Source organism: Candidatus Cryosericum terrychapinii (assembly GCF_003570925.1).
GTDB classification, from domain to species: Bacteria; Caldisericota; Caldisericia; order Cryosericales; family Cryosericaceae; genus Cryosericum; species Cryosericum terrychapinii.
Genome location: NZ_QXIS01000033.1, coordinates 148,127 through 166,193, shown reverse-complemented (window position 1 = coordinate 166,193; position 18,067 = coordinate 148,127). Strand labels below are relative to the sequence as shown.

The following is an 18,067-nucleotide window of genomic DNA, read 5'->3' as shown; positions in this document are numbered from 1 at the left end:
ATACAATCATCGTTGCGCGCCCGTAGCTCAACTGGATAGAGTGACGGTCTACGGAACCGTAGGTTACAGGTTCGATTCCTGTCGGGCGCACCAGTCCTGACATGGCTCTCACTGATGTTGATTGCATGCTCCTTGCACTTGACGAGGCCAGGCGTGCCCTTGATGAAGGAGATATCCCTGTGGGATGTGTTGTTACAAGGACTGGTGAGTTGCTTGCTTCCGCACACAACATGCGAGAGAGCGCCAAAGACCCAACGGCACATGCTGAGATGCTTGCGTTGCGCTCCAGTGCCGAGCGTCTGCAAGATTGGCGGTTGGACGGATGCGTCCTGTACGTTACTCTTGAGCCGTGTCCAATGTGTGCTGGCGCAATAGCTCTTGCGAGGGTACAGCGGGTAGTGTTCTCAGCGTACGATTTCGACAATGGAGCAGTCGGCAGCAATGGCAACATGCTTACGCGGTCAATCTTTGGATATGCTCCGGAGGTGGTTTCTGGTTTATTGCGCGCTGATGCCGAAGCTGTCCTGCAGCAGTTCTTTGTACATATCAGGTCCAAACGGAGAGGTGGCTGAGCGGTTGAAAGCGCCTGCCTCGAAAGCAGGTGACGGGGTTCCCTCGTTCGTGGGTTCAAATCCCACCCTCTCCGCCAGCATGACACAGATGCTGGAGTCATTGTTATCTCGCACATTTCTCCGTGCTCTCAAGCGGCCATGAACCCAGGATATATGCCCAAATACAGCATTGGTTTCACTTCGCTCCTCGATGAAGTGTCCAGCGTACCCCTCAGCGTCACGGGGATTATTCCTCCCGGCCTCGTCGGCACCATGTACAGAATCGGCCCCGGCAGGTTCGAGATTGGGGGTCACACTGTTGGGCATTGGCTGGATGGCTTTGCCCTCCTCTCATCAGTAACCTTCGGACCACATGGCGTCACCTGCAGCAACCGCTTTCTTGCAAGTTCCTGGTATCATCGAGCCCTGCTGGAAGACGCCCTGCCGGCTGGTGGTTTCGACTCCCCGTCCGTCCACTGGCGCAGTCATCTCTCCGACGACAACACCAACATGAACATCATGCATTGGAGAAACGAGTTCGAGGCTCTCGGCGATACGCCACAGAGCATCTTGATCGATCCCATGACCCTGGCGACAATACGCACAAGGCGATGGGCCCACCTGCACAGATGCTGTGCCTCCTCGCCACACCCCGTCTTCGACCGGCTCACCGGAGAGCGCTTCGACCTGTCGCTCTGCAATGGGGATCCTGCCGCATACGTCATTACAGTCACCAGTCCTGAAGGAAGGACGCGACGCCTCTGTACTGTCCCGTCTTCGCGCCTTGGATACATGCACTCCTTCAGTGTAACGCCACGATGGGTCGTTCTCGTCGAAGGACCCTTCACGGCATATCCGCGCTCCCTGAGCTCATCCAGACGTCCGTACCTGCGAAATTACGTCTGGGATGCGGGGCGAGGAAGCAGGGTCCTGGTCGTCGACCGAAGGACAGGTGCACTGAAGACGACACTTTCCACGCGCCCACTGTTCACACTCCACCACATCAATGCCTGGGACGATGGAGATCAGATCATCGTCGATCTTGCCGCCTATGCGGATCCGAGTATCCTCGACGCTCTAGCTTTCGACCATGGAGAGGTTCCTGCAGGCGACTTTCCCGCTCCGCTGGCGACTCGTCTTGTCATCGACGTGGAGCACAAGCGGGTCGTCTGCTCACCACTGAGGTGCCCGCCGGGAGAGTTCTGCATGATAGACGCCCGGTTTTCGACGCGCCCGCACACCATTCTGTTCGCGGCGGGACCAACGAGAACAGGCGAACCGATCGACCGGCTGTGCCGTTCCGACGTGATGACCGGGCGATTCATCGAGTGGTCATCCGACAATTGTTTCCCGGGCGCTCCAGTTTTTGTTCCCGCTGCTGCGGACGGTCCAGAAGGAGAAGGCTGGCTGCTGGCTATCGTACTCGATGTCCTGGCAAAGCGCTCGTTTGTCCTGATTCTGGATGCTGCGACAATGACCGAACAAGCCCGCGCATGGCTTCCCTGCGCGCTACCGTTCGGACTACATGCACTCTTCGTGCCGGAGGAGGCAACAACATGACTTCATCGAAACACGTGCGAGCGTCGTCGTGCGGAGTCCCCGCCGAGGGTCGCTACGAACGTCAACTATGGATGAAACAGGTCGGTCCTCAGGGACAGGAGAAGCTGGCAAAAGCGTCTGTTCTGGTCGTGGGAGCCGGAGGACTCGGCTCCCCGATCCTGCTGTGCCTCGCTGCCGCTGGAGTGGGTACGATAGGAGTGGTCGACGGAGACATCGTGAGCCTGTCCAACCTGAACCGGCAGGTGCTCTACTCCACGGGAGACATCGGTCAACCCAAGGCTCTTGTCGCAAAGGAACGGTTGGTGGCACTGAACCCGGAAATACGTATCGAGGCTTATCCCAGTCGACTGGATCCAGACAACGCCTATGCTCTCTTTAGCGCCTACGACATGGTCGTCGACGCCACAGACAACTACAGCACGCGATATCTCGTTTCGGATGCTGCTGTCCTTTTTGGCAAGCCGTTGTTTGTCGGTGCGGTAAGCAACCTCCACGGCATGGCATTCACGGTCATCCCGCGAACAACAGCCTGCTTCCGCTGTCTGTACCCCAAGTCTCCTACTGCTGCCATGGCACGCGAGGAGAGATCTCGCGGCATTCTCGGCACCACTCCCGGCATCATCGGTTCCATCGTTGCACAGAACGTGCTCAAGTACATTGTGGAGTGCGGAGACTGGCTGGCCGGCAAGCTGCTGCTCATGGATGGAGAGGACAATCGCTTCGAGCTCGTGCCACTTGAACGCGACCATCAGTGCCGAGTGTGCGGTGACCAACCAACCATAACCGAGTTGTTCTCGATGAAAACAGACCCCCGGCAGAGTTCCTGCTGAAGACAGGAAACTCTACCGGGAAAGCGAACGTGCTGCACCTGCCGGAACGCCCTTACTGTTCCAGGCAGCAGGCTACTTTCGAACCTTCAAGCTCCAAGGCCTCGACGCCGTCCTCGACCGGACCAGTAAGCACCGTCACCGCGTTTGCGAGGACTTCCTGGGCTATGTCGTGCGCCGCAGCGGTGAGTGCGGCCGTCACTGCAGCATCGGTACACGTCAAAGCAAGTCGTACACGATCCGTCACCTGATAGCCCTTTTCCTTGCGCTGTCCCTGAACAAAGTGCTCGACCTCGCGCACATACCACTCAGCTCGCAACTCCGGCGTGACAGTAGGGTCAACCGCCACGACAATGTTTGCCGTCGACGCTGCGAACAGTCCACCTTTCCCTGAGACCGCGCTGATGACATCATCCTTCGTCAGCAGGAATGCCGTTCCATCCAGATCCAGAGAAGCTTGGCCAGTGCTCTCAAGTTCGGCATAGACTCTCTCTGGATCTACAGCCAGTGCCTTCTGGATGGCGGGGATCGATGTCCCGGCCCTCCTGCCGAGGACTGGGAGGTTGGGCCGGAGCGTGAACTCGGCAATGTCCGCAGCGTGAGTCGCTTCGGCAATAGACTTGACGTTCAGCTCATCGCGGATGATGTCGGCATGGGAAACCAGCGCTTCATGAGCCTGCACGTCGTGGACGTAAACAGTCACTGCACTCAGTGGCTGCCTGGTCTTGACGCCCGCCTGCTTCCTTGCTGATCTTCCCAGGGACACGACGTCCATGACCGCCTGCATCGCACCCGTAAGGTGTGGGTTGAACATAGACTCGTCAAATTCCGGCAGGTCGAGGAAGTGCACAGAAAGTGGGGCCTCGACATCGCCCGAACGGACGAGGTTCTGGTAGATCTCCTCCGACATGAAGGGAGTGAACGGCGTCAACAGTCTGGCAAGGTCGACCAGGACCCTGTAGAGCGTCTCGTACGCCGACAGCTTGTCAGCATCGTTTTCACTTTTCCAGAAACGCCGCCTGCTCAGGCGCACGTACCAGTTGCTGAGCTCCTCGACGAAAGCTTGGATGAGCTTCGTCGCCGGATTGATATCATAGGCCTCCATATCTGCATGCACATCCCGGACGAGCACCTGGAATCGGCTCAGAAGCCACCGGTCCAGTTCTGGCCGCTGGTCGAATGGCAGCTGGGCAACCTTCGAATCGAAGTGGTCGATATTGGCGTACAACACAAAGAAACTGTAGACGTTGCGAAGTGGTATGATGAAGTTCTTCAGAGCGTCGGCAACTACGTTTGGCCCGAACCGTCTCGGGTACCAGGGTGGAGTGCTCGTATACAGTGACCATCGGAACGCATCTGCCCCCTGCTTGTCGAGAATACTCCAGGGGTCGATGACATTGCCGACATGCTTGCTCATCTTGTGGCCCTTCTCGTCCAGCACCAGTTCGAGCACCATGCAACGCTTAAACGCAGGCCTGTCGTTGAGGGCTGTGGAGATAGCGTGAAGGGTGTAGAACCACCCACGTGTCTGATCAATTCCTTCAACGATGAAGTCGGCTGGATACATCTTTGCGAACTCGCCCTGGTTCTCGAATGGATAGTGCCATTGTGCATATGGCATCGAACCAGAGTCGAACCAGACGTCGATGACTTCTGGGACACGGTGCATGGTGCTACCGCATACCGGACACCGCAGTTCGATCTTGTCCACATAGGGACGATGCAACTCGACCTTGGGATCCGGATTGACAGCCATCTCGTTGAGTTCAGCAATGGAACCTACCGCATGCTGGTGTCCACAGGAATCGCAGATCCAGATGGGCAATGGAGTTCCCCAGTAACGTTCGCGGGACAGCGCCCAGTCCTTGATGTTCTCCAGCCAGTTGCCAAATCGCCCGTCCTTGATGTGGTCGGGGTACCAGATGATCTCCTGATTGTTCGCAATCATCTGGTCCTTGAACTCCGTCGTGCGGACGAACCACGAGTCCTTGGCGTAGTAGAGAAGAGGTGTATCGCATCGCCAGCAGAAGGGGTAGTCGTGTTCGATCCTCTCCGTCTTGAACAACTTCCCGTCAGCTTTGAGCTGACGCCGGATATCCGGGTCGCTTCCCTTGGCGTCCTTGCCAGCCCACGGTGTCACTTCAGACGTGAATTTTCCGGCAGGATCTACGAGCTGCACGAACGGAAGTCCTTCTTTCAGTCCAATGTTGAGGTCGTCTTCGCCAAACGCAGGCGCCAGATGGACGATGCCTGTGCCGTCCGTCGTCGTCACGAAGTCTGCGGTGACAATGCGCCATCCACGTACCTCTTCCCAGGGCTCGACACTGGCATAGTCGTAGAGACGCTCATATCGAATCCCCGCAAGCTCGCTTCCGAGATATGTGCGCACAAGTACCACATGTTCAGCATCATAACCAAACACGGCAGCCAACCGTGCAGAGGCCAGCAGATACCGTTCACCTTCCAGTTCGACGACCGAGTACTCTACCCCCGGGTTGACCGCAAGCGCGACATTGCTCGGCAGAGTCCACGGCGTCGTTGTCCAGACCAGCGCCTTGACACCCTCCAGTCCATCTGACGTCAGCGAGAACTTGACGAAGACTGTCTCCTCGGTGACGTTTTTGTAGCCCTGCGCGACCTCGTGCATCGAGAGAGCCGTTCCACAGCGCGGACAGTAGGGGACGACCTTGTGCCCCTGGTACAGCAACCCCTTGTCGTAGAAGGTCTTGAGGATATGCCAGACCGATTCGATGTAGTCGTTGGTGTAGGTCGCATACGCATGTTCAGTATCCAGCCAGAAACCGATGCGGCTGGTCATCTTCTCCCACTCCGCCTTATATGTGAAAACGCTGCTCTTGCACTCCCGCACGAATGCTTCGACGCCGTATTCCTCGATTTGCTGCTTGCCGCTGATGTGGAGTCGTTTCTCGACCTCGATCTCCACGGGCAGACCCTGGCAGTCCCAACCACCCTTGCGGGGGACATAGTAGCCTGTACCTGCCTTGTACCTCAGAACCGTGTCCTTGAAAACACGGGCCAAACCATGATGCACGCCGGGTCTTCCGTTGGCGGTCGGCGGCCCTTCGAAAAAAACGAAGCGCTCCTTATCCTTGCTCAGTTCGAGCGACTTCTCGAAGACATGACCGGTTTCCCAGAACCGGATGGTGGCCACCTCCTGTTCGACAACCTTGTCGGCAGGTAGTACGGGTTTAAACATCAGGCGTCTCCTCGTATGAAGGTTTCACTGCGGAAATCAGCATATATACTATCTGGCCGGGTAGTGTTGTCAACCAAGCGACAATCACTGACCCCGTCTAGAACAGGCTTTCGAGGCACGACTTCACGGGAGCGAAATTCACCTTCGCGACCGACCGAAGCACGTCCTTGCCCTTGTCTGACGCCAGGCGCCTCATGAACGTCTGCGCTTCCATCGAAGCTCCCTTTGGTAGCCTGACGACTCCACTGTCCCTTGCCGTACGTTCGAGACCGTCAAGAAACGCGGCCCTGGCAAGTACGGAAGCGGCAGCTACTTCAGGATACCGTTCTGCATGCGTTTCCACCACGAAACGGAAACTCTGCGGAGCCTTCCAGAGTGCCATTGCTCGTCCACCGTACTTGTCCAGGATGACTGTGTGAGCCTTCGACGCGGTTGCCAATTCGAGCAGTAACTCGGCATAGACCTCATTGAGCAAGACATTCACATTGCGCACACGCGCGTAGCGCGAGTTGTACTCCTGGGGCATGAGGATGCGGATGCTCGATACACCGATACTGTTCAGCCTTGTCGCGACGGTACGCACTTCCGCATCTGTCATGAGCTTACAGTCCCGTGCCCCCGCTTGTATGATATCCCGTCGCTCTGACTCGTCGCAAGCGGCAAACGCAGCGACGACAAGCGGACCGAACAAGTCCCCCTTGCCAGATTCATCTCCTCCGACGATCGGGAATTCGAGACCCTTGCTCGCCGGTTCGTCACAAGCCAGAATTTCCTCAGCCAGACGAACCTGCTTTTCAGAGGCCTGCCCCTGGAACAGGACCTTGCCGCTGTGATAGGCAGTGACGACCGAACCCTCGCTCCTGGTGAGGAAAGACGCTCCTGCGGGCAACTCGGTATCCTCGATGGCCCCACCAGCAGTCAAAGCGGATCGAAGACGTTCCAGCTGCTCATGTGTCATCGTCTTCACTGTGTTCATGAATGGATTGTCTCTCCTTTCGGCAGATGTGCAACACTCGTCAAACACGGGGGGCCGGCGACTGCCGGCCCCCCTGACGAATCAGTCGATAATCTGCTACGGCTTGACGACAGTGATTCGACCGTCGACCGTCGCAGTCATCTCCGGGTTCGCCTTGATGTAGGCGACAAAACCATCCCGGTTCCATTCGCTGGTCTTGTAGACGATCTTTGTTCCGACCAGCATGCTATATCCATCACCGCCAAGCGCTGTGTAGTCTTGTACGCAGAGCTTGTATATGGCGTCCATGTCCATGGGCTTGCCGTCTTTCGTGATGCTCACGACACGCGAACCCACTGGCTTGGACGGATCAAACGTGAAGCTGAATCCAGATATCTGGGCGAACCAGCCCCCTTGGGCAGGATAGGAGCTGACGGAATTCTCCAGAGCGAGCTTGAGTGTGGAACCCTTAACCTCAAGAATCTCCAAGATGTTGTCGAACGGAAGCACGTTGTAGACGGTACCTACCGTGACATCACCGACAGGAATGCTGATACGAATACTGCCACCGTCTTCGAAAGCGATATCTGCACCCGTGGAGATACGCATCCAATCGGCGACGTAGTTGCCCAGATTGGTTTCCTTCGTACGAACGTCAGCCCGTTCTCCGTCAAGCGTCACAAGAGCTTTGCCGATGACAACGCTCAGCTTCGCTGTCAGCTGGTTGTTGTATCCATCGACGATGGCCTTGATAGCAGGGTCTTCGGGAACAGAGGTTACTGTTGGCACAAGCTCATATGAGACGCTCTGTCTAGTAACCTTCCCCTGATATGTTGTGAAGTCGATGACTTCCTTGCCGACGTATGCACCGGCTGTGCCGGTCTGAGTAATCATCGTCTTGCCGACCATTGCCGCTGTCTTCAGGACCGTGTGGGAATGACCGCCGATAATCAGGTTGATGCCGGGGGCACCCGCAGCGATAGCAGGGTCCAGTGGGGCGCCGCCGTTCTCATAGCCACAATGGCTCAGGGCAACGATGTACTGCGCTCCCTGCCCCTTCAGGTCAGCAATCTGGTCCTTCGCTGTCGCTATCGGATCCGCGACACCGACGCCGGTCAGGCTTGAAGGCGCAACAATAATCGGAAGGTCGGATGTTATGACACCGAACAGCCCGATGTTGATCCCGTCCACATTCTTGATTACATTCGACTTCCAGCCAAGGTTCACGCCCGTCACGTTGGCATTCACATAGTCGAATTTTGCTTCTGCAATCCGGTCCTTCAAGACCTGCTGGCCGTAGTCCCACTCGTGGTTGCCGAGCGTCGCCACGTTGTAGCCCATCGCGTTGTAGACCTCAATCACGTTCTTACCCTGGAACATGTTGGCTATCGTGACACCCTGGATTGCGTCTCCAGCGTCCACAAGCAGAACGTGGTCTTGACCAAACGTGCTGCGCACACTATTGATGATGGTAGCCTCACGAGCCGCCCCAGCGACGCTGTTCTTGTTGGCATCGATCACTGGCACCAGGTTGCCGTGGAAATCGTTGGTGTGCAAGATGACCACCGTCGGGAACCGCATCTTCACGACCATGTCGGCCAGTTCGCCCCTCGTAAGCTGATGCTTCGGGGCAGTGGCCTGCTCGGCCGTAATGAATCCCTTCGATTCCGCAAACGCCACGTATGGCAGAGCCCAGTCCGAGATGATAAGGTTCATATTGGGCACTTGGCCGGACTTCCCGCCGGTGCCGGCGGTCGGGATCTCCTCGAAGTTGGCAAGATCGTAGATGGAGATCTGGTCATATTCCCTGCCCAGTGTCACGGCGTAGTCTCTCCACGGGATCGTCGTACTCACGTCGATATAGGTCTTGCCCTCGTAGTACCATGTGCCGAGGGCATACCCTGTGCGGTCCAGCAGCCACTTGGCATTCTTCATCGTAAATGCCTTGAGATCGCCACCGGTAGGATAACCGTTGACGACCATTCCAGGGGCCACGGGAAGAGCGATAGCGTACATCTCCACACCGCCGAGAGACTGTCCAGAACGCATGTTGATGGTCGCTCCACCATTCTTCTTCGTGTCTGCCGCCAGGGCCGCCCAGTTCCACGTGCCGTCGACGTTGCGGAACAGGTTCGGAACCTTGTCAAGAGGTTGCGCGCAAAGATCGTACCTCGAAGCTTCGTATCCATATCCACTTGCTCTCATGAGCGTAACGACTGCCTGTTCGGTCGTGACTGGAGCATCGGGCGCGAACGTCCTGGCCGACGTCCCGTTCATCAACTTGAGAGCTTCAACAGTCCCGACCGCTCGGACATACCAGCTATCGCCGGCTACGTCGACGAACGAACTTCCGTGAGTGCGACTGCTGATCGAGACGTAGGACCCGGTAATGATCGCTGCGAGATCACCGCGAGTAGCTGTGGAATTGGGCACAAATGCCCCTGCTGGGAACTCGCTGAGCGCGCTCTGCCTGTTGAGTGTATCGATGGCTGCACGGTACTGTGAATCGAGATAGTCCGGCACGAGCTGCCAGTTGTTGTCGACCGTCGGGTCGATTGTCCCCGCATCCTTGACATACTGGATCATCAGGTTGCGGATCTCATCGCTGGACTGGTAGACAATCGGTGAGCCCTTGAACCCAAGGAATCCGCCCCCGCCCGCGCGGTAGTTGTTGAGAGCCAGCGTGTATGTTGCGGTCATATCCATGGGCTTGCCATGATACATCAGGCCACTGATGCGCTGCCCGACCGGCTTGGTGATATCGATCACGTAGTCGGCTCCCTGCAGCATGTCATAATTGTAGCCTGGCACAGTGGAGTTGATCAGACTGGTCGCTGTCTTGCTGTAGTCGTAGGTGTTGAAGTACTTCGCAGACCATTCAAGCTCATCCTTGATCTGCTGTCCGGTCACGCTGATTGCAAATAACGTGTTTTCGTAGATATAAAGTGAATACATGTCGCGGACCGTCAGGGGGCCGCTCTTGAAACTGGGGGCAACGCCCGGCAGCATGGCTGCGAGCGAGAGATCGGTGTTGGCGTACTTCATCTGGACCTTCTGAATCAGATCCACGATGGCACTGTCCTCAGTCCGAGACGTAGCGCCGGTGAAATCTCCTGTCGCTTCGCCAATCGGCTGCTTCATATAATTGACAGCCGCTTCATGTTGTGTCTTGGTCGCGTCGAGAATGGCCTGATCAGCCACGGTGGCCGAAGTCACAGGAAGATTGATCCCGGTCTTCGTGGCGACCTTCCAGCCGGTGTCAGTTTGTTCCATCGTAATGTCTGCCTTGCAGATCTCCACGCCTGCATTCTTTGGCTGCATGACAAGGACACCGTTCAGCGTCTTGCCCGGAATGGACAGGTGGGTATGCCCGGTCAACATGACGTCGATACCGGGGACCGTCGTCGCAATGGCATAACACTGGTTTTCGATTGACGTGCCAAGGTCCTTGCCCGTGTCGATATCGTTCTCGAACCCCTCGTGTGCCAAGAGCACCACAAGGTCGACCTTCTCGGTGTCCTTGAGAACCTTGACCCACTTCTGGGCCTCTTCGACCGTATCCTTGAAGACCAGACCCTTAATAGTCGCGGGCACTTCCCAGTTCGGAATGTTCTTGGTCGTCAGGCCCAGAATGCCAACCTTGACGCCGGCAACCGTCTTGACGATGTACGGTGTGAAGTAGTTGGTGCCATCTTCCTTGTAGATGTTGGCCGAAAGCCAGGGAAACTTGGACTCGGACCGGGCTTTGTCGATGACGGAGAGCCCATAGTTGAACTCATGGTTGCCCACTGTCATGGCATCGTATCCCATGATGTTCATGGCTGCGATCATCGGGTTCGGCGAGGTAGTGTCGACTTTATTGAAGTAGTATGTGAGCGGTGTGCCCTGCTGGTTGTCGCCGTCGTCCAGGAGCAGCGTATTGGGGTTGTCAGCTCTGACACCTTTGACCAGTGTGGACAGTTGTGCGAGTCCGCCATTCGCGGGCGCATCCTTAAAGTAATCATACGGGTAAATGGCCCCGTGTACGTCACTTGTCTCGAGCAAGGTTATCTTCACTGTCGTGGCAGCCATGGCTACCTTGAACGGGAAGCTCGCAAACACCAGGCCCAGTATGAGAATCACGCTGAGCAGAACTGACAGGCGCTTCTTCATTCCATTCCTCCCGACTTACAGAATAGACATCTTGACCATTATTATTGTAGTCCCGACGCAGGAGAATACAATTTGTAGGCCGCGGTTGAGATAGATCAGTCGCGACGGAAAGGAGCGACTGTGGAACTCTCACTCTTGCATATGTCGACCATTGAGCAGGCTCATGATCTTTTGAATGCTCTGGGGTGCTACTCTGCCGGGGCCGATCTCATGGCAGGCAAAGCGGTATTCCTTGTGATACGAGTGAACGGCCTGCTCCCGCAGGCTGCCAACATCCTGAAACAGGAGATGCTTGCCAAGGGGGGCGAGGTCGCCGTTCCATCCGGGGCTCTGCGCATGGAAGCAGGACGCGTGGACTGCATTGTGATGGGAACACTCTCCCAGTACGCTCGACTTGCCGACATCCTGAAACAGCAGCCGTTCGAGCTGTCAGACCTTGCGAACCAGCTGAAGCTGCTTGCAGGACTTGCAGCAGCCCACCCCGCCAGGAGCTGGTTTGGCCCACGTGGCGACGTAGCTATCGGAGGCCTGGTCGACTGCGACCTGCAACCGCCGGGGGTCCACGATCACGCGGCTAACGCCGTTGCTCTCGCGTGGAATCTCCTCGAGCAGCGATCGGACTTTCTCGTGGTCATGGGTTCCAACATCTCCATGGTACAGGACGTGGCCCAACGACTTGTCGGCACTGCTGCGTGCCCCGTTGCAGCGTGGGTCCCGAATAGCCAGCCTATCACGCTGGCACCTGGAATGCCCGTCATTGCTCAACAAGGCTGCGGGCCGCCCAGCAACGATGGACCGGTCCTGGCTATGTGCACCGACGAAGGGGCAGCAGATTTCATTGAGGAACTCGTGTCGGCTGGTGTTGGCGCTGAAAGGCTGTTCATAACAGCCATGCTTCACCACGGTCCCTCCGACACAGTCTCCGGACCCCTGGTTCTAGTCGGTCTTCCTCGGCTGGATGCCGTCCTTGTGCGACAACAAGACATCGCCATGCTTTCCATGAGCACGAGAGCAAGCGTGTTGACCCGTCTCGTCGACCGTGGAGCAAGCGTCTTCATCACGGACGCGCCCCGCCACGTCGGTGAACTCCTGGACGCCATCCGCGAGGATCCATGGAACTCCTCACCTACGTGAACATAGTGTCGACGCAGGACACTGCGCGCCAGATCGCACTGGATGGTCGTTTGCTTCCATTCGCCGTCATTGCCGAGACACAGTCGAAGGGAAGAGGGCGACGTGGCAAGAGCTGGGATTCACCACCAGGAGGTCTGTGGCTCACGCTGGCCCTAGCCGTACCGTCGGCGGAGACCGTACGTCAGTCCGCAATGGCGGCAGCTCACGCCGTGGCAAGCGTCGTGTTGACCGAAACCGGCGTTCACACACTTCTGAAATGGCCCAATGACCTGCTGGTCAAACATCGCAAGGTTTGCGGAATCCTTGGTGAGACGCTCGTTCAGTCTGAAACGACAACCCTGCTGGTGGGCATCGGCATCAACGTCAACAATGTCGTACTCCCGGACCAGTTGCCGCGCGCGGCTTCGCTGAGAGAAGAACTGGGGCATAGCATCGACTTGCAGCACCTCTGTGCAAGCGTCCTGAACATGGTGGAACTGGACATAAATACACTCATTCTGCGTGGCTTTGACACCTTCAGTCCCTGGATGGACGCCAATCTCGCCTTGCGGGACGAACTCGTCACGGTGGAATTCAACGATCAGCGCGAGTCGGGCCGGGTGGCTGGGCTGTCAAGAGCCGGCGCCCTCCTTCTCAAGAACCCTGACGGGTCGCTCACGGAGGTGGACGCCGGAAGCATCTACGACTGGTAGTCAGCTCTCGCCGAGTCAGTGCTTGTCGCTGTTGAACCGAGCCGCCTTCAGGACATTGTCGAACAGCATAAGGGTCGTCAATACACCGACTCCACCAGGCACTGGTGTGATCAGCGATGCCTTTGGGCGAACGCCCTCGAAATCGACATCACCTACGATTTTCCCATTGACGTCATTGATGCCCACGTCGATGACGACAGCGCCTTCTTTGACGTAGTCAGCCGTAATCGCTCTGGGTCTCCCCATTGAGACGATCAAGATATCTGCCTCACGCGTGTACTTGGCAAGGTCGACGGTCTTGGAGTGGCATACTGTAACAGTAGCGTCACGCTGAAGCAGCAGGGAGGCAACTGGCTTGCCCACAATGTTGCTGCGACCCACAACGACCGCGTTCTTGCCCTGGATGCGAACGCCATAGTTTTCCAGGAGGGAGATGATCGATCTTGCGGTAGCCGGGACAAAGTGAGGCTTGCCAATCATCAACTGCCCCATATTGAAGGGGTGGAAAGCATCGACATCCTTGTTGGGACTGATAGCGTGCAAAACCGAATCTACATCATATTCCTTTGGCAAGGGAAGCCCGACTAGGATACCGTCGACGTCCTTCGAGTCGTTCAGTTTGTGGATGAGCTCAAGTACCTCGCCAGCTCCGATTGACTCATCGATCTTCCGGAGCTCAACATAGAACCCGAGTTCCACGCCCTTGTGTGACATGTTCTTGAAGTAGACCATTGTCGACGGGCTGTTGCCAACCACAATCACGCTCAGTGAGGGGTTGTGTCCTTCTGACTTCAGGCGTTCGACCTCCTTGGTGATCTCAGCTTCGATCTTACGCGTGAATAGCGATGCTTCCATGATGGATCCCATATCCCTCTCCTTTTCGAAGTGACCCGCCGGCTACTCGACCGGTCCGGGAGTGTAGTGTTCACCAGCCATATCCAGGCAGTACCTCGGCACCGGGACAGGCTTCGTCATCCCCACTTGTTCTTGTTCACGTGCACTCTGACCTCCGCGACTGAGAACTGCCGAAGGTGGGCTCTCCCCCCTCGTACAGAAGCCCACAAACAGTGCAACGCCACATCTTCATGAAAACCACCTCCGTCACCAGTGTAGTTGGAACGCCGATGCAATCAACAAACTACCGTTTGCTCGCCGGCAATGCTTATTTTGCCATCAGAAGAGGCTTCAGTTGATCCACAGTTATATGTGTGTCGACCTTTCCCTGAACGACTCTTCCCGCACCGCCCAATCTGGCGCCGAAGAACTCCTTCATCCGCGTACCGAAGGTCGCCAGCAAAGCCTCGCTTCCGGTTGGCACCGAGCAGACGAACTGCCCGTCAGTGCCGCCGCCGGGGTAGATGAGGACGCACAGTGGACCAGGGGCCGAAGTCAACTTGGCTGTCACCATGCGAGCGAGTTCGGCAGGGACCCCGTCGAGAACCATCACGGCAACACCATGTGAGGCGATTTCGCCCAGAGCCTGGTGAGCAACCTCGTCCGCAGCCATAACCAGCAGACCTTTGACCTGCCTGGCCGCGTCATGGTCGCGCTGCTGCAACCTCGCAACCGAAGTCGAGATATCGTCAAGTCCACATGTCAGCTGCTGTTCGATCTCCCGAAGCACAGCTTCGTTTCGCCGGTAGCAGGCCGTCGCTGTTCGCCCTGCAACAAAGTAGAGGCGAGTGTTGCCACGCACTCTGTCCGTTCGTACGATGGCAAACGCACCGATCTCGCCGGTCGACGCAACGTGGGTCCCGCCACACGGATTCGTGTCCAGATCCCCGATTCGGACAAGGCGAAGCGGTCCACCTGCAAGCTCTGGCATCTTGCGCACGTCGTAGGCAGCGATGTCGGCCGCTTCGACGAACAACGTTTCGACGGGAAGACATCGCCAGATGGCACGTTCTACGGCGTCTTCGACCTCCATCAGGACGCTATCGCTGATTGCTGTGGCCTCGATCTCGATGCTGGCTTCCTCTTCGGTCATGTGAAAGGACAGCGTCCGGATGCCCTTGTCATCAAGCAACCTGCTCAGAATGTGCTGCGCGGAATGCAGTTGTGTATGCCGGCCACGTCTCTCAGCGTCGACGACACAGAACAGTTGCTGACCGACGTCCACAGAGGATCCTGGAGGCAGGAGGACATATGGGCCCACATCATCCTGCTGCGCGTCCAGGATGGTCGTACCACAGACCGTTCCTCCATCCGCGAGCTGGCCACCACATTCAGGATAGAAGTACGTTTTTTCGAATCGGACGACAATGCCATGCTCCGTCTCCGCGGTTGCCGTCACGATTCCGTCAAATTGAAGCTTGCTGCCATCCTCCCAGTATCCTTTCTGCATATCGGACTCCTCTGTGCCTATTCCGGCTTTTTCGCACGAAGCAATTTCAAGTACCCGACGATCACACGCTCGTACCCGGCTCCGGTGGGCAGATAGATGGCCCGATCATGCACCTCGTCAGGAAAGTACTCCTGATCCACCCAGTTGCCCGGAAAATTGTGTGGATATCTGTACAATGCCTGGCCTGTACGACTGTTCTTGAGTTGAATTGGCGTATCAACGTTTTTCGTCTGCTGTGCAAGGTCCCGCGCACGACGCATGGCACCCAGTACCGAATTGTTCTTGCGGCTCCCCGCAAGGTAGATAACAGCCTCTGTCAGATTCAGCATTGCTTCAGGCAACCCCACCGCGTGCACGGCATCATACGCCGCCGTCGCCATCACAACGGCAAACGGATTCGCCAGGCCGACGTCCTCTGCCGCGAAGATGATCATGCGCCGAGCCACGAAGAGAGGGTCGTCTCCTGCGTCGATCATGCGCGCCATGTAGTACAGCGCAGCATCCGGATCAGAACCACGCATCGACTTGATGAATGCAGAGGCGAGGTCATAGTGTTCCTGCTCGAAGTTCTTGGCTACTGGAACCTCTTTCAGCAACTCATTCAGATCTGCTCCGTCTACGAGGCTCCCCGACTGGTACAACCATACCAGAGCATTGATGGCGACGCGCGCGTCCCCCGAACTGAAGGCCGCCACGCGACTTAACACGGTCGCACTCACCTGCATGCCTGCTTTCTCACATCCCTGAGTGAGAACGTGGGTGATCTCGGCCGTGGTCAGTGGTCCAAATCGCAACATGAAGATCCTCGAGCGCAAAGCAGGCGACAATGTAGCGTAGGGACTCTCCGTCGTAAGGCCGACAAATGTCATCAGTCGGTTTTCCAGCATGGGCAGAAGGAAGTCCTGCTGAACCCGATTGAACCGGTGAACTTCGTCTACGACCAGAACGAAGGGACGCCCTGCATGGCGAGCCACAATCTGACGCAACTCAGGTACGCCCGCCGAGACGGCAGTCACGTACTCCATCACCTCGCCCAACTGTGCAGCCACCAGCCGCGCAAACGTCGTTTTCCCACACCCCGGAGGACCCCAGATGATCGCACTGAACGGTACGCGATCACTGACGAATTTCCGAAGCGGTGTACCAGGCCCTGCAACCGCAACCTGACCCACGAACTCATCCAGGCTCGACGGTTCAAACCCCTGGAATATGCGCTGCGTGTCTTCCATACTTGAGGTTATAGCACCGCAAAGCGGTCAACGCAACGCGAAGGTTCAAATCTGTGTCACATACTCCTGTAATAGATTCTTGGATTGAGCGCGTCGACTACTCTGACATTCTTGTATCCTTCTTCCTGCAACTCTTCAACGATCCTGTTGAAGATCTTCTCGATGAGTGTCCAGGCAATAGCCTTGCAAAAAAAGCAGACGGGTGTGTTACTGGTGAAGCTCATCCATATCTCGGTCACCAGTTCGTTGGCCGTATAACCGTAAACCAGTCTTTCCGTTACGATATCCACGCCGGTTTCGGGGTCACGTACCCGTTTCAGTGTCGCAATGACTGTTGCTCTGTCATTCATAATGGCCATCTCTAGAATTGTTGTGCGAACTTCCACTGATCTCCGTGATGTCCCCTTTGTATTCAATCGCGTCTTGCATCATCACGAGTCGAGGCGAGTTAGACTAGCAACTGCACTATTTAGCAGTATAATCCCGATGTCGCAGGCTCACAAACCAACAAAGGAGAAACCAATGCATCCCATAGCTCTTGTCATTGGAAGCCTCACTATTCGCTGGTATGGTATCATGATCGCTGTCTCGATCGCCATCAGTATCACCGTCGTCTACATCGAGTCACGACACCAGGGCATCAACACTGATGATGTACTGGACTTGGCCATCGTCGCCGTCATCGGCGGCATTCTGGGAGCTCGCATCGGCTGGATTATGACGTCTCCGAATGTCGTGTGGTATCTCGCCCATCCCCTCCGTATCCTTGCGATCTGGGAAGGGGGGCTCTCCTATTTTGGAGGCATCCTTGGCGGTGTCGTCGCTGCTCACTTCTTCATTCGGCGTCGACGGATGGGATTCTGGCGCATGGCTGATCTTGTGGCACCGCTGCTTGCCCTGTCCTTCGGTATCGGCAAGGTCGGCTGCTGGCTCAATGGTTGCTGCAACGGAACAGCTACGACATCGTGGCTTGGAGTCATCTTCACCAACCCCTCGTCCCAGTCCGATCTTCTCAATCAGAGAATCTGGCCGGCCCAGCTGTTCAACTCCGCTTCCGGCTTTCTCGTGTTTGCCGTTCTGTTCTGGGTCGTCCGAAAACACAAACACTATGATGGCCAAGTCTTCATCTGGTATCTCTACCTCTACGGCGCTGCCAGCTTCGTCGTAGAGTTCTTCCGCTACATTCCCGTCCACGTGTTGCGCTTGACCCCAAACCAGTGGACGGACATCACGATTATCTTATTGGGGATCATCGCCTCAGTGATTCTCAGGCGCCGGCCTCCGGTCCGTTCCGTGCCTCCCGAACGGTCTGAGACACTCCCTGAAACGACGCAGGATACTAGGGAATCTGACGGTTGACACGACTCTCCACAATGCATTGCTTTTCAATGCTAACAAAGTGGGTA

13 protein-coding genes and 2 tRNA genes are annotated in these 18,067 nt (G+C 56.7%); 8 read left to right on the top strand and 7 right to left on the bottom strand.

What is annotated here, in order from left to right:
- The first annotated feature begins 16 nt into the window (after positions 1-16).
- From SMC7_RS06455 to SMC7_RS06435, 5 genes are all read left to right on the top strand, one after another.
- Positions 17-93: transfer RNA gene (locus SMC7_RS06455), tRNA-Arg, on the top strand.
- Positions 94-101: 8 nt separating this feature from the next.
- Entirely contained in the window at positions 102-572 is a 471-nt protein-coding gene (locus tag SMC7_RS07645) for a nucleoside deaminase (RefSeq protein ID WP_119089527.1), read from the top strand.
- A tRNA-Ser gene (locus SMC7_RS06445) sits at positions 559-649 on the top strand. The genes SMC7_RS07645 and SMC7_RS06445 overlap by 14 nt, the downstream gene beginning before the upstream one ends.
- A 61-nt stretch (positions 650-710) precedes the next feature.
- Complete coding sequence (locus tag SMC7_RS06440; RefSeq protein ID WP_119089526.1) at positions 711-2,111, top strand: carotenoid oxygenase family protein; 1,401 nt, start codon at positions 711-713, stop codon at positions 2,109-2,111.
- Positions 2,108-2,941, top strand: coding sequence for a HesA/MoeB/ThiF family protein (locus tag SMC7_RS06435; protein ID WP_119089525.1), 834 nt, complete (start codon positions 2,108-2,110; stop codon positions 2,939-2,941). Before SMC7_RS06440 ends, SMC7_RS06435 begins: the two co-directional genes overlap by 4 nt.
- Before the next feature lie 52 nt (positions 2,942-2,993).
- Here SMC7_RS06435 and ileS read toward each other — a convergent pair whose 3' ends face one another.
- The 3 genes from ileS to SMC7_RS06420 form a co-directional block, all read right to left on the bottom strand.
- Positions 2,994-6,155, bottom strand: a complete 3,162-nt coding sequence (ileS, locus tag SMC7_RS06430) for an isoleucine--tRNA ligase (protein WP_119089524.1) — start codon at positions 6,153-6,155, stop codon at positions 2,994-2,996.
- Between the two features lie 97 nt (positions 6,156-6,252).
- Positions 6,253-7,131, bottom strand: coding sequence for a DUF3378 domain-containing protein (locus SMC7_RS06425; RefSeq protein WP_119089523.1), 879 nt, complete (start codon positions 7,129-7,131; stop codon positions 6,253-6,255).
- A gap of 96 nt (positions 7,132-7,227) precedes the next feature.
- The gene (locus SMC7_RS06420) at positions 7,228-11,262 is read right to left on the bottom strand and encodes a 5'-nucleotidase C-terminal domain-containing protein (RefSeq protein WP_119089522.1); all 4,035 of its coding nucleotides are present in this window, start codon (positions 11,260-11,262) and stop codon (positions 7,228-7,230) included.
- A gap of 120 nt (positions 11,263-11,382) precedes the next feature.
- Here SMC7_RS06420 and SMC7_RS06415 point away from each other — a divergent pair, with 120 nt between their 5' ends.
- On the top strand, positions 11,383-12,396 hold the full coding sequence (locus tag SMC7_RS06415) for a hypothetical protein (RefSeq protein WP_119089521.1): 1,014 nt from the start codon (positions 11,383-11,385) through the stop codon (positions 12,394-12,396).
- The gene (locus SMC7_RS06410) at positions 12,375-13,088 is read left to right on the top strand and encodes a biotin--[acetyl-CoA-carboxylase] ligase (protein ID WP_119089520.1); all 714 of its coding nucleotides are present in this window, start codon (positions 12,375-12,377) and stop codon (positions 13,086-13,088) included. Before SMC7_RS06415 ends, SMC7_RS06410 begins: the two co-directional genes overlap by 22 nt.
- A gap of 15 nt (positions 13,089-13,103) precedes the next feature.
- Here SMC7_RS06410 and SMC7_RS06405 read toward each other — a convergent pair whose 3' ends face one another.
- The 4 genes from SMC7_RS06405 to SMC7_RS06390 all read right to left on the bottom strand — a co-directional run bounded on the left by SMC7_RS06405 (position 13,104) and on the right by SMC7_RS06390 (position 17,011).
- Complete coding sequence (locus tag SMC7_RS06405; protein WP_119089519.1) at positions 13,104-13,955, bottom strand: bifunctional 5,10-methylenetetrahydrofolate dehydrogenase/5,10-methenyltetrahydrofolate cyclohydrolase; 852 nt, start codon at positions 13,953-13,955, stop codon at positions 13,104-13,106.
- Positions 13,956-14,250: 295 nt separating this feature from the next.
- Positions 14,251-15,432 (bottom strand): hypothetical protein, encoded by a 1,182-nt coding sequence (locus SMC7_RS06400; RefSeq protein ID WP_119089518.1) that lies wholly within the window; start codon positions 15,430-15,432, stop codon positions 14,251-14,253.
- Between the two features lie 17 nt (positions 15,433-15,449).
- A complete protein-coding gene (locus SMC7_RS06395) occupies positions 15,450-16,661 on the bottom strand; it encodes a replication-associated recombination protein A (protein WP_119089517.1) in 1,212 nt (403 codons plus the stop codon).
- A 56-nt stretch (positions 16,662-16,717) separates the two neighbouring features.
- A complete protein-coding gene (locus tag SMC7_RS06390; RefSeq protein WP_165845204.1) occupies positions 16,718-17,011 on the bottom strand; it encodes an iron-sulfur cluster assembly protein in 294 nt (97 codons plus the stop codon).
- Between the two features lie 172 nt (positions 17,012-17,183).
- Between SMC7_RS06390 and lgt the strand changes: the two genes are divergently transcribed.
- Positions 17,184-18,020, top strand: a complete 837-nt coding sequence (gene lgt / locus SMC7_RS06385; RefSeq protein WP_165845203.1) for a prolipoprotein diacylglyceryl transferase — start codon at positions 17,184-17,186, stop codon at positions 18,018-18,020.
- Positions 18,021-18,067: the final 47 nt, after the last annotated feature.